The organism is Aquilutibacter rugosus (genome assembly GCF_036541335.1).
Classification (GTDB): domain Bacteria; phylum Pseudomonadota; class Gammaproteobacteria; order Xanthomonadales; family Xanthomonadaceae; genus Aquilutibacter; species Aquilutibacter rugosus.
This window is the reverse complement of record NZ_JAZHBO010000001.1, coordinates 928,244-943,517: the sequence shown is the minus strand read 5'-3', so window position 1 is coordinate 943,517 and position 15,274 is coordinate 928,244. Positions and strand designations below refer to the sequence as shown.

Annotated in this window: 8 protein-coding genes, 1 tRNA gene and 1 pseudogene; all 10 read right to left on the bottom strand. The window is 62.2% G+C overall.

Annotated features, from left to right (window positions below):
- A partial coding sequence (locus V3390_RS04375; RefSeq protein WP_331703505.1) for an SdrD B-like domain-containing protein occupies window positions 1-5,120 on the bottom strand: 5,120 nt, incomplete at its 3' end.
- 413 nt (window positions 5,121-5,533) lie between these two features.
- Window positions 5,534-5,609: transfer RNA gene (locus V3390_RS04370), tRNA-Ile, on the bottom strand.
- 137 nt (window positions 5,610-5,746) lie between these two features.
- Window positions 5,747-6,988 (bottom strand): annotated as a pseudogene (locus tag V3390_RS04365) (ammonium transporter); the annotation flags it as partial.
- Window positions 6,989-7,037: 49 nt separating this feature from the next.
- Complete coding sequence (locus V3390_RS04360) at window positions 7,038-8,927, bottom strand: hypothetical protein (protein WP_331703504.1); 1,890 nt, start codon at window positions 8,925-8,927, stop codon at window positions 7,038-7,040.
- A gap of 32 nt (window positions 8,928-8,959) precedes the next feature.
- Window positions 8,960-9,955, bottom strand: a complete 996-nt coding sequence (locus V3390_RS04355; RefSeq protein ID WP_331689145.1) for an alginate O-acetyltransferase AlgX-related protein — start codon at window positions 9,953-9,955, stop codon at window positions 8,960-8,962.
- Window positions 9,956-9,990: 35 nt separating this feature from the next.
- Window positions 9,991-10,665, bottom strand: a complete 675-nt coding sequence (locus V3390_RS04350; protein WP_331689144.1) for an alginate O-acetyltransferase AlgF — start codon at window positions 10,663-10,665, stop codon at window positions 9,991-9,993.
- A 152-nt stretch (window positions 10,666-10,817) separates the two neighbouring features.
- Entirely contained in the window at window positions 10,818-11,966 is a 1,149-nt protein-coding gene (locus V3390_RS04345) for an alginate O-acetyltransferase AlgX-related protein (protein ID WP_331703503.1), read from the bottom strand.
- A gap of 7 nt (window positions 11,967-11,973) precedes the next feature.
- A complete protein-coding gene (locus tag V3390_RS04340) occupies window positions 11,974-13,359 on the bottom strand; it encodes an MBOAT family O-acyltransferase (protein ID WP_331703502.1) in 1,386 nt (461 codons plus the stop codon).
- A 9-nt stretch (window positions 13,360-13,368) separates the two neighbouring features.
- A complete protein-coding gene (locus V3390_RS04335) occupies window positions 13,369-14,490 on the bottom strand; it encodes a glycosyl hydrolase family 18 protein (RefSeq protein WP_331703501.1) in 1,122 nt (373 codons plus the stop codon).
- A 27-nt stretch (window positions 14,491-14,517) separates the two neighbouring features.
- Window positions 14,518-15,267, bottom strand: a complete 750-nt coding sequence (gene bcsQ / locus V3390_RS04330; protein ID WP_331689140.1) for a cellulose biosynthesis protein BcsQ — start codon at window positions 15,265-15,267, stop codon at window positions 14,518-14,520.
- Window positions 15,268-15,274: the final 7 nt, after the last annotated feature.

The window sequence follows — 15,274 nt, the reverse complement described above, 5'->3', positions numbered from 1 at the left end:
CTGTTGTTGTTGGCCGAGGTCGCGGAGAAGTCTTCGAACACCACGCCCGCCAGCGAACCCAGCACTTCGCCGAAGTCGTGACCGGAGGTCCCGGCCAGCGGCAGGTTGCCGATCTCGATGACGTTGGTCGCGTGCTCGGTGCCGTTGCCGTAACCGGTCGGCTGCGTTTCGGTGACGCGGTAGTTCTGTCCGACCACCAGGCCGGTGAACTGATACGCGCCATCGGCGTCGGTCTGCAGCACCACCGGTGCCGGATCGTCACCGGTGCCGAAGATGCCGTCGGCACCGGCGCCGGTCAGCGTGATGGTGACGCCCTGCAGGCCGCCATTCGGACGCGAATTGACCGTGCCCGCATCGCCGGCATCGAAATCGCCGTTGCCGTTGCGGTCCACGTAGACGCGACCGCTGATGCCCGACACCGCGTCTTCGCCGAAGTTGAACAGCGTGCCGTCGGTACCGGCGCCCAGGTCGATGGCGCTGATGCGGTCGGTGGTGGCGGCATCGCCGCCCACGCCGCTCCCCGGCGTGCAGCCGGTGGCACAGGCCATGCCACCGATCAGGCCGGCATTCACCGCCGTCGGACGGTTCTGGTAGCTGCCGGCCGGCAGTACCTCGCGCAACGTGTAGACGGTCAGCGGATCGAGGTTGGTGAAGCTGTAAGCGCCGCTGGCATTGGTCGTGGTGGTGGCCACGACGGTGCCGGTGGCGGCATTGAGCAGTTCGACGGTGGCGCCGGCGATGGCGCTGTCGCCCCCATCGCGCACGTTGCTGAAGTTGGCGTCGACGTAGACGAAGCCGGACAGCGATGGCTGGCGTACCTCGGGGAAGTTGTAGCGCACGCCGGCCTGGTTGGCGCCGACGGGAATCGCGCTGATCACCGAGTTGGGCGACCCCGCCGCATACGTGCCACCGAGCGACGGCGCACTGCCACCGGCCGCGGGCGGATCGATCGGACCGTTGACGTAACCGGCCGGCTGGGTCTGGGTGATGGTGTAGCCCGACGCATCGGAGGGCGACAGGTTCTCGAAGCGGTACGCACCGTCCGCCGTGGTAGGCAGGGTGAGGTTCACCGCGTTGCCGTAGAGGTCCTTACCGGTCAGCACGACGGTGACGCCGGCGATGCCGGGTTCGCCCGTGACGGTCTGCTGCGTGCCGCCGTTCCCTGCCGCGCGATCGCGGTCTTCGAACACCAGGCCTTCCAGCGACGAACGCGTGACTAGGATGTCTTCCGTGGCCGTGTTGTTGCCGGGGTTCGGATCCACCTGTTCGGTGGTGATGCTGGCGGTGTTGATCTGCGCACCGGCACCGGGATAGATGGTCCAGCGCACGGGAACGATGACGCGGACCTTGCCGGTCACGGTCACGTCGCCCAGGCGACAGGTCAGCGCCAGGCCGGCAGCGGTACACGTGCCGGTGCCATCGGGCACTTCGTCGCCGCCCGGGTCAGGCCCCTTCTTCTGCCACGTGGCCGCGCCCAGGATTTCCAGGCCGGCGGGCAAGGTGTCGGTGATCACCGTACCGGTGCCGTTCGACGGGCTGGTGCCGGTGCGGTCGCGCGACAGGCTGGCGCCCGGACCGTTGTTCACGCCCTCGATCACCCAGTAGAACGGCTGGCGCAACGCCACCGCCGTGGCGGGCGATGCCGGCAGCGCAACATCCGGGTCGCTGTCCGGCAGGTCGGTGAACACATGCTTGGTCACCCCGACATCAGCGCGCGTGCGGATCGAGGTCTGCTCGTCGACCGCGTTGTCGGATGTATTGGGGTCCGTTTCGGCATGCACCACGCTGAAGTAGTTGCGCGCCGTATCGCCGCTGGCGCCGGGCGGCGTCTCGTAACGGTACTGGACGTAGACGTAGCTGGTCGCGTTCACGCCCAGCACGCCGGGCGCATTGCTGCCGCCGAAGCCCGCACCCGGCACGTCGCACTCGATGCTCAAACCCGCGTCGGTGGGCGTGGTGCCCGTGCCGGTGAACGGATTGGCGCTGGTCACCGTACATCCGGCGGCGCTGAAGGCCGTGGACGGCCCGCCGATCGGGCCGGGCGCGATACCCATGAAACGCACCTGGCGGCCACTCGGCACGCGGTAGGTGTCGTTGATGCGCACGCTGGTCGCGACCGAGGGACCGACGTTGCGCACGGAGATGCGGTACGTGATCAGGTTGTTGGCGGAATTGAGGGCGTCGTAGCCCAGCGGATCCACGCCACCGGTGAAGCCGAGATCGGTCTTGTTGACGATCAGGTCGGCGACGCCCTGCTGGAACGTCAGCGACGCCGTCTTCTGGTCGTCGGCCGCACTGGTGTTGCTGTTGTAGTTGAACGCGCCGTTGGCGTCGCTGCCGGTGGCGCCACCGGTGATGCCGAACGTGGCGACGTTGTCGAACTGGCGGCCGGCCGGATTGTTGCCGGTGTTGACGTTCGGGCGGATGGTGACCAGCATGTCCTCGCTCTGGCGATGCGACATCGACAGCGCCGGACATTCGATGGCCAGCTGCAGCGGCGCGCCGGTCGGGTTCGCGTACGAGGTACCGCCCGCCGTGGCGGTGGCGGTCAGGCCGCCGTCAGGCGTGGCCGTGCAGGCCACCGTGCCCGGCGTGCGCGTGGCCGAAACCAGCACGAAACCGGCATCGTTCGCCGGCAGGGTGAAGGTGTCGCGGAACACCACGCCCGGCACCGTCGCGGTGCCTTCGTTGAGGTACGACATCACGTACTGGCTGTCCACGCCGGCGCGGCCGACGTTGCCGGTGACGATGTTCTTCGCCGTGGTGCGCACGTTGGCTTCGCGCTCGATGCGCACCCAGTCGCTGGCCTGGTTGTTGGCGCCGTTGATTTCACCGACCGAATCCGGTACCGCCGGATCCACGGCGACACCCGCGGTATTGCAGAACGCACCGGTCGCCGGCGCACCCGCGCCGCAGCTGCCGGGGCTCTGGCCCATGCTGTCGAACAGCGGTCGCGCGACAGTGATGACGATGTCCGCGGACGCACCCGGATTGAGGGCGGTGGCACCCGAGCGGCAGACGATCGACGCGCCGGTGACCGGGCAGGTCCAGCCGGCCGGGGCACTGACGGTGATGCCTGTGCTGGGCAGCCCACTGGACGCCGGCACGAAGCCGGGCAGCGTGTCGTTCACCACGATGCCGGTGGCCGGCACCGCGTCGGTGATCGCCAGGTTGGTCACGCGCAGGGTGTAGGTGAGGCTGTTGACGCCCACCGCGATGGTGTTGTCGCCGGCACCGGGCGCGTTGGTCCACTTTTCGATCTGCAGGTCGACGCGATCGTTGGTGGTGCGCGTGCCATTGCCTGCGCAGTCGTTGTTGGGGTTGCGGTCTTCGTCGATGCTGCCGGTGATGGGCTCGAGCGAACCGCCCGAGCCGCCGGTGCACGCGTTGTTGGTCAGCGCCAGGTCGGCGCTGCGCGCACGCGTGATGATGCGCAGGTCGGGCGCATCCGCGTTCCTCGCCAACGGATACCGCGAGGCATCGAGATCGCAGGTGACGACCTGCGCCGGTCCGCCCCCGTTCCACGTCGGCGGCGCGACGGAACACGACCACTCGCCCGCGTTGCCGCCGCTCACGTACTCCTCGCCCGCGGCCAGCACGTCCACCACGCGCACGTTGCCGGTGGCTGCGCGCGGGCCATAGTTGTGCACCTCGATGGTCGAGGTCATGCGGCTGTCGCTGTCGTCACCGCTGCCCGGCCAGATCGCGACCAGTGCCGGCGCCTTGCGCTTCGCCAGGCCGAGATCCGCACCATCCGGCACCACGCTGAACGTGGTGCTGCCGGTGTTGTTGGTCGATACCGCATCCGGCGTGTCGGACGTCACGGTGGCCGTATTGGTGACGTTGCCGCTGCTGTTGGTGCCGTTGGACGGCACCATCGCCTGCACGGTGAAATTGACGATCGCGCCGACGGCGAGATTGCCCGCGAAGGTGCAACCACGCACCGTGTTGCCACTCGTCGTCGCACAGGTCCAGCCGGCGGGCTGGTTGCCGCCGGTCACGGTGAACCCGGTCGGGAGCGTGTCGGTCCAGCGCGGATTGGTCGCGGCACTCGGGCCGAGATTGCGCACCTGGATGTTGAACGTCACCGGCTCGCCGGCGACCGCAGGCGCAGGATTGGCGCGCTTGCTGATCATCAGGTCGGCACCGGGCGTGACCGGCGTGGTCACCTCGTCGGTGTTGTTGCCCACGTTCGGATCCGGCATCGCACCAGCGTTGACCACGGCGGCGTTGGTGATGTTGCCGCTGCCGACATTGACCTTGGCGCGGAAGCTGAAGGACGCGCTGGCGCCATTGGCGACGGCACCGGCGTGGGTCGCCGTCATCGTGCCGGCGTTTAAGGTCCAGCCGGGCCCGATGAAGCTGCCGGCCACCAGCGTGACGCCGGCAGGCAACGTGTCCACCACTTTGAAACCGGACGACGCATTCGGACCGTCGTTGAACACCTGCAGGGTATACGTGACCTCGCCGCCACCGATTACCGGCGACGGCGTCGCGGTCTTCTGCAGGCGCAGGTCGCCCGACTGCTGCAGCGTGGTGCCCTGGCTGAGCTGGTTGTTGTCGGTGTCGCTGTCGCTGCCGAAGAACGGATGCGACGGCGGCAGCGTGTTGAGCGCCTCGCCCGCAGCAGGCAGCATGCCGGCGAAACCCACGGCGCTATGGATCTGCACGGTACCTGCGGCCATCCCCGCCGTGTTCATCTGGATATCGAACGCAACCGAGGACGATGCCTGCGTCAGCGTGGGGATGTCGCAGCGGATACGAACCGGCGAACCGCCCAGGCTCGCGCAGAACGCCGGCAACGTGCCCGGCGTGGCACCGGCCGGCAGGTCGAACAGGGCGACCGCGTCGGAGACCGTGTCGATATCGCCGTTCCCGACTACCACGTGGTAGACGACGGGACCGCCGACTGGCGTCGGGTCGTACCCGGTGTCGGACAGGTTGCTGATCTGCAGGTCGGCCGCGAAAGCCGTGGGTGCTACGCAGCACAACGCCAGCAACGCAAGTCGCCGCCAGAGCGAGGATGTCGACGTGGATCGCTGCGAATGCTCCCGCTGGAGCAATTCAAATTTCGCGCGCGCAAACGCAGCGACACGTTCCACCGGGCAAGATTGCTTCATCACTTCGAATTTCCCCTTTACCGTGCCCATCGCCGTGCGAGATGTCAGCTTTTCAACCCGGCCTCTAAGATGCCTAGATCAGAAAAAGTCAGTGCGTCGATCGAACTTTATGCGGCCAGCAGAGCAGCCCGCATACCCCGACTACAGGCACAGTGTGTAATTCGAATCACATTAATGTCAAGATGAATATCACAAATGTGAGTTGATTCATGCACTTAAACGCCCTCATGTGCGCGCGTTTCGTATTGCGACGGCCCAAGAGCACACGCTCTAAGGTGACGTGGACAGGGCGAGCATCGCAACCGCGCGGATACAGCAGGCCCTATCAACGAGCTGCACCATCCGTTGATCAACACCACGAGTGTAATGTGCTCGTCTAGATGGCCGCAACTGGACTTTGCTGGACGACGAGTTGGTGGGCCCACCAGGACTCGAACCTGGAACCAAAGGATTATGAGTCCTCTGCTCTAACCATTGAGCTATAGGCCCGCGCTAGGCGAGTCCTGTATTTTAGCGGACTGGCGCCTTTTGAGCATCCGCTCGTGGCGCAAACAACTGAATCGCGAGAACACTTCCCAACACCAGCGCCAAACCATGCAGGGGATCGCCGCTACTGAGGGCAAGCCTCAATCGTAGGCCGATTCGCCGTGCGAGACGATGTCCAGGCCTTCGCGTTCTTCTTCCTGCTGGACACGCAGACCGAACACGCGGCGCACCAGCAGATACGCCAGCACCGACACGATGCCCGACCACAGCACGGTCAGCACGATCGACCAGGCCTGCACACCCAACTGATGCAGCATGTTGTAATCGGCAGCGGCCTGTCCACCGAGCGCCGGCGCTGCAAACACTGCCGTCAGCAGCGCGCCCAACATGCCACCAATGCCGTGCAGGCCGAACACGTCGAGCGAGTCGTCGGCACGCAGCAGCTGTTTGAGACCGGATACGCCCCAGACGCACACCGCCGAAGTGATGGCACCAATGGCCAGCGCACCCACAGGCCCGATCATGCCGCAAGCCGGCGTCACGCCCACCAGCCCCGCCACGACGCCGGATGCCGCACCGAGCATGGACGGTTGGCGCATGCGCAGCCCTTCGATGGCGGCCCAGGACAAGGCGCCTGCAGCCGCTGCGAGCAAGGTATTGATGAAGGCCAGCGTGGCCGTGCCGTTGGCCTCGAGCGCGGAACCGGCGTTAAACCCGAACCAGCCTACCCACAGCAACGACGCCCCGAGCAGCGTAAAGGTCACGTTGTGCGGCTTGATCGCTTCGCGACCGTAACCGACGCGTTTGCCGACAAAATACGCTCCGACCAGACCGGCGATACCCGCATTGATATGAACCACAGTGCCACCGGCAAAGTCCATGGCGCCCAGCTTGAACAGAAGACCCGTCGGCGCCCACACCATATGCGCCACCGGCAAGTAGGCAAAGGCAAACCACAACAGGGCGAAGGCCAGCACGGCACGGAATTTAATGCGCTCCGCAAACGCACCCACAATCAGCGCGCCGGTAATGCCGGCAAACGTGGACTGGAATGCCACAAACGCATACTCAGGAATCTTGACGTCAGCGGTGAACGTATCGGCGAGCGAGTTCGGCGTCACACCGCGCAAGAACAGCTTGTCGAAATTGCCGATCCAGGCATTGCCTTCGCCAAAGGCGAGAGTGTAGCCAAATGCAAACCAGGCAATGACCAGCACTGAAAAGACGCACAGCACCTGCATCATGACGCTCAGGACGTTTTTAGCGCGGACCAGGCCGCCATAGAAAAATGCAAGGCCGGGCAGACACATCATCAACACCAATAAGGTGGATGTCATCAGCCACGCCGTATCCGCCTTTGCCACCATTTTGCTTACCTTCGCTATACCGGTCCGTATGCTAAGTTATCGCCTAACTGGTGCGCTGCGTCAATTACTTCTCGGCATCACCGACGAAATTGACCTGCCATTGGTAGTTGCCCGACTTCAGATCGCGGACTAGCAGTCCGGCAACGAGTCCGTCTTCGGAGTAAACCGTGCGCACTTGCTGCGGCCCCGACAACGATACCTTGGCCTCACGTCGCGGCAGGTTTAGCCAGATCACCGCCTCGTTCGACAGTCCGCCGCCGGGAATGGTCACCGACAAGGTCGGGGCCGTCGGATCACCGCTCAGAGTCGCTTTGAGTTCACCGCGCTCCACCCACCAGCGGCTAATCTCGCTGCCGGTGGCACCCCACATCGTCGACCGGTTGCGAGTATAGGAATCGAGCGTCTGCGATTGCGCATCCGGCGTTAGCAGACTCTGATTGGCGTAACGTGCCACCGCAACGCAGCCCATCCTGTTGAGGTCGTTGACAAGGTCGTGATTCTCGGCAACTGCCTCGGATTCGCTAATCTCATCCAGACGCTCCTCGACACCCGGCAACAGACGCGGAATCAGAACCAGCGGGTGTTGGCGCGGAGCCGATCCGGCTGTAGAGGTCTGGAACTGGGGGATGCAGCCATCAACCGCCTCGACCCAGGTCACCATATAGTCGATGGGTTGCTCGGAAACCACTTGCCGCGTGATCTGATCGGATCCGTCTGCCGGCGGATTGAAACCCGGATGCGCACTGATCGGAATCTTGGCTGCCGCCGTTGCAGCGCGCATGGTGTTCAAGCGCGTCGTCTGCTGAGCCGCCGGCTGACCGGCAAACGATTCGAACTCATCGCCTTCGTACGAGATCTCGTGCCCCATGGCGGCCAGTTGGGTCAGTGCGGCATGGGATTTATCAATTTCGAACCCGAGGACGTAATAGCTACCTTTGAGGCCCTTTGAGAGCTGCAACTTCCCGAACGGAATATCGTTGGCATTGAACACGTCGGCCATGTACGTCGTGGACACGAAGGCACTGCGGTACGGATACGGCCAGGCTGCAACGGACACCGAGGGTAGACGCAACGCCCAGCTCACCGAGTCATAGAGCAAGCCATCGTGGTAGCGGGCGTCGGCGCTCATCCAAGTGCGTTCGGGCCAACCGAAATACACCACACGCGAGCGACCATGGGCACTGATCGACATCACATCGGAACCGGTGTCACGCGTCGGGCGATGGCCCCATGTCCGCATGCCTGCAACAGGCCTAGCGGATCGAATCATCAGCGGACTCCACGCCGGCAGCAGATCTGTCCACATGCGCGAACCGGCCGGAATGGAATGAGTGACCGGCGTGTCGCCGTAGGGATGGATATAGCGTTCATCGTCAACCAGACCGGTAAAACCGGTCACACGGACACTGAGCAGCGACTCCATGAAATCAAAGCCGACCCACTTGCCCTGCGGATCGCGCGTGCCTAACTGCCAAGTGGCGATAATGCTGCCGCCTAAGGCTGCGAAACTGCGAATCTGCTGACGCTCTGCATCGGAGAGTGCGACATCGGACGGCAGCACCAGCACGTTGCCGGCAGCCAAAGCAGGATCTTTCAGATCACGGATGATGCGGAACGGAAACCTGTAGCGCGCCAGAAAGCGCTGCCACAGCGTCACATTGAGATCCGAACGGACCCCGCCGCGCTCGAAATAGGCACGCGTTGCCGGCGACTGATAAACCAGCACCTCGGACTTGCGTAGACCCTCGAGCGGTAATGACTGTGTGGGCATCGGCACGGCAGCGGGAACACCGGGCGCCACGCCGAGACGATTCCCTTTAGCATCAAACAAGTCGGCCGGCAGGAAATAGGAGGGATCCGCAGGATCCATCTCGGTAGCCGCTTTGATTTTGATTCTGGGTGCCGCGGCCGCAGAAAACGCAGTGAACAGTGCGACTGCAACGAACAGACACATTCCAAAGTGTCTTAGCAATCGCGGAACCTTTGTCATTTCAGTTGCTGCTTCATTTTGCTCAGCCATTGAGCGTTATCAATACGGAAGCGGGCTTCGCGCCAAGTAGCCGACGGCGGGGAACGCAGTTCGCGCTCAGGGATCTCCCAGATGACGAGTTTGGGCTTGCTGGCTTTGTATTCGTTGCTCACGTAATTCAACATGCCGTACCAGGGGCCCTGATCAACCGGGAGGGCCATTTCCAGCACATCGCGCTGCAGGGCATAACGCAGGGCATTGGGATAGCCGGTATTGGCATGGCTAAAGCTGCTGCCGATTGCAGTCACACCGATTTGTTCGCCGGCGCCGGTCAGACCCGCAGTGGATGGCGTCAGGCGATTGACATCGAACGACAGAATCTGCTCCGGCGGAAACGTTGCAGTACCCGGCGGCAGGTAATGCACCAGATCGCGCGAGCGCGAGGGCTTGGGTCGATCACCCCAGGTCAGCTTGTACTGCACCGGTGGCGTTGCTTGCCAGGCAGCCGCCAGTGACGGCACGCCCATGATGTAGTTCTTGATCGTGTCGGCTGCCAAGGCCGCGCCCTTAGGCGTCCAGTGCGTGTCGAGCTTATAGAACAGCTGATTGCTGCCGGCGCGATCGGGGATGGCCATAAAGGGCGTATTGAGATCGACAACATGGACACCACCGGCTCGCAAGGCATTCACGGCCTTGCCGTACAGCTGGTCAGCGAATGTCGTCAGCGGACGCGAGGCCGGCAATTCATTGCCGTAGATCCGAATCTTGGAAGGCACCAGCACCACGACCAGCTGCGTGCCATCGGCGCGAAACATCTGCGATGCCTGAGCCAATGCTTTCAGGTTGGTATCAATGTTGGCCACATCGGTCGGGGCCAGGTATTCGTAACCGGTGAACAGCCAATCCTTGTTCTTGCCGAAGACGACATCGTAGGTGTCAGCCGCAACGGCCGAGAACGACATCGTAGCGCCAAGGGCCAAACCCAGGGCAGCAAAGGAACGGGACCAATTCATGTATAACTCCAAACTTTGAACTTAGGGGCTTCGGCTTAGTTGCCGAGATATCGCTCATTAGTATTTTGAACGGTCAAGGTGGTGAGTCCGTTGACACCGTTCGGAAATGCAAACACGCTGTAGGATCCGCCGGGCACCATTCGTAACGAAGCTGCAGACTTGGCCGCAGTACCCGCAACCTGCAGGTTCACCTGGATCGGATTGACCTCGAGCACGGCAGGCTGTCCCATGCGAACGCCGGTAAAGACTTTGGTCTTGCCATCGGCCGTAGAGACCGTCAGCGCTCCGGCACCGGGGGCCAGATTATAGACGGCCAGTACCGATTTGAGCTTGTTGCTGCTGAGTTTGTCGGTAAACACGACAGGCGTAGCCGAGCCTTGCGGCAAGGCGACGGTGTAGGCGGCCTGGCCGGCGGTACGAACCGCGGTGGCGCCGACAATCTTGGTGCCGCTGCGGAGCTGCACGTTGTGGGCGCCACTTGAAAGAATCAGATAGGCACTCGGCGTGCGACCTTTAAGGCCGCGGGCGCGCAGCTTGCCATCAACCCACACATCGACAGATGCAGTGCCGGCAGATACTACACGCAGGTACGAAGAGTTAGCAGGCGGCATCGCATCGTACAGGCGACCGGTCGATTGCGCAGACGCAGCACCGGCAGCAAGGAGCGAGATGGCCATCGCCACAGCCAAACGGGAAACAGAACGCGTCATTTCAATAAATCCTAATAAGAGGTCTAACATGCACCCACTGCGGCCGGGAGAAACTTTCTCTTCCGCTAAGCAAGCTTAACATTCTGATAGCGTATTCTGGAGTGTCAACTTGCTACGCAATTGACCCCACTGTTCAGCAAAAGTTCCCCTCTCTATGGGGATACCAACCCCACGGATTCCAGCCACCGGTCTTCGGTCGTTAAGGCCAGCGTTAGAAAGCGCTCCGGGATTTCCCAGATCAGCAGCGACGGCTTGCTCTCGGCAAAGGCGGCATCACTAAGGTACTGTCCCATCCCATCAAGAAGTCCGCCGCCGTCTTTTGCGGTATTCAGCACTTCACAGCTCAATGCCTGCTGCAGCGCGCCGTGAAAATTACCCCGCCGCGAGAACGAGGTTCCGGTCAACACGTACGAAACCTGGCGCGAACCAAACAGTCCAAGCCCGGCATCGCCCTGATCAGCCGCCGCTTGCGCCTGTGTATTGTGCGCACGCTCAGTATCCGTCGGCGGACTTAACCAGCGAGGTGCGGTCTGCAAACCCATTAGACGCGACAGGTCGCCCGCATACGGCTTGGCCGCCGCAACCGTAGTCTGATACGACGTCGGTGTGCCGCAGGTCGTCAAGGCACTGGCTTTGGCCGCAACCAGCGCCGCCGCCGCGGCAGCGCCCTCGTCATTCCAGTGGGTGTCGGTACGGTAGAAGCGCTGAGCGCCCACTTGCCCATCGACCAAGGCCGGCCGCAGATCCACCACCTGCAGGCCCTGCCCCGTCAATGCAGCCATCGCGTCCGAGTAGCGCCTGGCGTGTGTGTTTCTATTCAACGGACTCGGCACGAAGCGATCCACGGCACGTGACTTATCCGGCACCAGCGCGATCAGCAGTTGAACGCCGTCGGCGGCCAACGCCTGTTGCGTTTGCGCCAGCAATTTCACACGACGTTGCAGGTTGGCGGCATCGTGACCGTCGCTGCGAAATTCTTCGGTCAGATACAACCAGCCATCGCGACCCACGCGCACATCCTCACCCCCGCCATTGAACAGGCGATAGCGAAGGCCGTTCGCCAACGTAATCATCTGGGCACGCCAAGGCATGTTGGCATCGAGCCGATCGGACCAGTCTTTGGTGAGAGCACCGTTGAGCACTGATTTGGGCGTGACCGGCACCGCATGCTCTGCCGGGACTCGCCATGCGGCGATGGCCTGCGCAGCACCAACCAGCATGACCAGTATCAGTGCAGCACCTGCGGCCCACTCTAGGGGCCTAGGGCGTGGCGTCGCGGACGGATCAGAATTGCGGATCATGCGCGCCTCAGAACTGGAAATACAGGAACGGAGTGAACTTTTGTGAAGCGAGTGTCGCCACTGCCACCACAAACAGCGGAATCAGCAGCGCCTTGGTCCAACGCGCCTTGTCGGTCTTGAGCCACGGCAAGACAAGGACCAGAACAACGCCGACACCCATCATGAGCAGGCGATCGGTGCTGACGTGCCATGCCATTGGGGCAGTGAGGCCAAAGCCGTTGCCACCGAACATTCCGCGGAACATGCGCACGGCTGCATGCATCGATTCGGCACGGAACACCACCCAACCTAGCATGACGAGGAACAGAGTCCAGGCCCACTTGATCGCTACAGGAAAGCGTGACGGGCCAAACCGATGGGACAGGAAGCGCTCGATCAGAAGCACACCACCATGCCATGCCCCCCAGACGATAAACGTCCAGTTGGCGCCATGCCACAACCCGCAGATCAGCATGGCCAGACCAAGATTGATATAGGTACGAATCGGACCCTTGCGATTGCCGCCCAGCGGAATGTACACGTAATCACGGATCCAACCCGACAGCGACATGTGCCACCGCTGCCAGAATTCCGTGATGGAACGGGACCAGTACGGGTCATTAAAGTTCTGCGGAAACCGAAATCCGATCATTAGCGCCAGACCGATGGCCATGGTGCTGTACCCGCTGAAATCAAAGAACAGCTGCAAGGTGTACGCGACGGTGCCCAGCCACGCATCGGCGACACTGGGTGCATTGAGCGCGAAGGCCGCGTCGGCCACCGGCGCAATCGGATCGGCCACCAGCACCTTGGCGCAAAAGCCACCCATAAACAGCAGACAGCCCTGCCCGAACAGCTGCAGGCTGTGTGTCCGTGATCGGAACTGATCGGCCAGTAGGCGGAAACGCAATACCGGCCCGGCTACCAGATGCGGAAACAGCGCAATGAACGAGGCAAAGTCAACGAAGTTGCGCGAAGGCTCCGCATCCTTGCGGTACAAGTCCACCAGATAACTGATGGCATGAAAGATGTAGAACGACAGGCCAATCGGAAGGATGATCTTGGCGAACGGGATCGCGGAAAGATGCAGCATGCCGAGCAGGTCGTTCAGCGCCTGCATACCGAAGTTGGCGTATTTGAAATACACCAGCGCCGCCAGATTCAGAACGATGCCGACGCTCAACAACAGCCGGCGACGTGCCGGATCCGCACTGGCACTTAAGTACTTACCGATGACATAGCTGACTGCGGTAACGCCGACCAGCAAGCCGAGGAATTCGAGTTTCCACCAGCCGTAGAACAGGTAGCTGAAAACAAGAATGACCGGCGAACGCCAGCGCAGCGGCGTCAGGTAATACACCGCGAGGAACAGCGGCAAAAAACAGAACAGGAAGATGGTGGAGCTAAAGACCATTCGGCGCGATCAACACTTGGATGCGGGAATCTTGGCGCCGGACCGACTCTGGTGATAGGCCGAGGTCAGGTGATACTTGTCGTAACCGGCCACAAAGAACGCAATCCCACCAAACTTATTCCGGTTGAGAAATTCGATCTTTTTGCCGAGGGCGTTCATGCCCTCAAACCAGCCGACGGCCCAGCCGTTGGGCGTCGGAAAGATATAGTTCGAGGAGCCGGAGAGCGCTTCATGCGTACAATTGTAGCGCGTAAGCCGTTCAGCCACATTGGGAGTTCCGGGTGTCTGATTGTCCATCGGCTCTAAGGTCGTCATGACACCCGGGCCGGTCGTAGGCGAGCGCGGGGCCTGCGACGAAACCGGCCATTCATAGCCGTACAACGGATAGGACAGCAGAATGCGATCGCGGGGAACGCCCAAGGCCATGGCCTCACGCAACACATTTTCCCAGGTCACGGCTTCGGGCCCGGAGATTGGGGCTACAGGGCCGGCATTGGGACTGGTCAGCCAGTGCGCATCGTACGCTTGAATCACAACCCAATCCGCAAGCGCTAGTCCCGCCCGGTCGTACAGCGCCGGCCCACCCATCGGTACAAAGATCGAAAGCTTGCGCGGCGTGTCTGCATCTTTCAGAACGGCAGACAGACGTTCGAGGAACCGTTGCAGCGATGCCGCCGCTGCCGGCGACGCCTCGCCATCATAGAATTCGAAATCAAGATGGATACCCTGCACCTCCGGGTCATCCAATAAGGACACGCATTCCTTGAACAGACGTTCGGACGCATCCGGATCCGAGAACACCGCTTCGAACTTGGGGTGATCCTTGATGGTCAAGGTCAGATCCAGCGGCAGCTCCAACGCACTCGAAATTCTACGGATCCGGCCCTGGCGCTCGGGCCAGCCGTTCGCATTTGCAATGCGTCCGTCACTGCCAATTTCGATTTCAAAGAAGACCAGTCGGTCAAAGCCGGAGTCGCGTACGCCCTGCTCGGTCAGCGGCAACCACCAGCTTGAGTAGGCCCACGATTGAGGCCCTTTGGTCAGCACCCTATCCGAGGTACATGCCCCGAGAACCAGCAGAATGAGTCCCAATCCGCAAAGTGCCCGGATCAGAGGGAATGGCGATTTCACGGGAGTAACGTCCGAAAATTCATGGTGTCATGCCTGGGTCTGATCGACGAGCCAGTCGACCAGATACTCAATGTCGAGAGAAACCATTGCTGAAGGTGCATATTGCACCACCGGCTGCTGATATGCCATAGCCATTCCGACACGGGAGTCCCGGTGTACGGAAACGGGTGCCAGCGGGATCTCGCGATCGTTGGCGAGCGCGCTTCGCACCTGGTGACCCAGCCGCCCGTTAACCGGCTGCTGATTGATCACGACAAAGCTCTCCCGATAACGCGGATTGGGCTTCGCGTGCCGTTCGATTAGCTCAAGTGCCTGCGGTACGGTGGCATACGATGCGGCATCCGCCAGCACGACCATCAGCGCTGTGGACGTTGTCGCCAAAGCCTGGTTGAGAAACACATTCGGCCCCGGCGATGTATCCAGGATCACGTAGTCAAAGCCCAATGGCTCCAGTGCGGTGATGCTCCTGGCCAGCCAGTCCGGGTTCTCGGCGAGAAACGCCTCGAACAGGGTCAGGTCATCGGCCTGCACATCGCCGAACGGAGCAAAGTAGACGCCATGCGGGCTAGTGAACAGAACATTGCGGCTCAGGCCTTCGCGAATGAACCCTGAAGTGTCGGCGGCGTCCATGCCCAGATGCAGTCGCAACGCGTTCTGCGGATCGAGGTCAACTGCAAGCGTCCGATAACCGCGCCGGTGCAGTCCATGGGCAAGGTTTGCGGCTAGAGTGGTCTTGCCGACGCCACCTTTGGCGGACATCAATGTGATGACTTGCATGCAGGCC

What these genes read in the sequence shown, in the direction of transcription:
- V3390_RS04355 (WP_331689145.1), bottom strand. Translation starts at nt 9,955, where the DNA reads ATGAATTGGTCCCGTTCCTTTGCTGCCCTGGGTTTGGCCCTTGGCGCT.
- V3390_RS04350 (WP_331689144.1), bottom strand. Translation starts at nt 10,665, where the DNA reads ATGACGCGTTCTGTTTCCCGTTTGGCTGTGGCGATGGCCATCTCGCTC.
- V3390_RS04345 (WP_331703503.1), bottom strand. Translation starts at nt 11,966, where the DNA reads ATGATCCGCAATTCTGATCCGTCCGCGACGCCACGCCCTAGGCCCCTA.
- V3390_RS04360 (WP_331703504.1), bottom strand. Translation starts at nt 8,927, where the DNA reads ATGTGTCTGTTCGTTGCAGTCGCACTGTTCACTGCGTTTTCTGCGGCC.
- bcsQ (WP_331689140.1), bottom strand. Translation starts at nt 15,267, where the DNA reads ATGCAAGTCATCACATTGATGTCCGCCAAAGGTGGCGTCGGCAAGACC.
- V3390_RS04340 (WP_331703502.1), bottom strand. Translation starts at nt 13,359, where the DNA reads ATGGTCTTTAGCTCCACCATCTTCCTGTTCTGTTTTTTGCCGCTGTTC.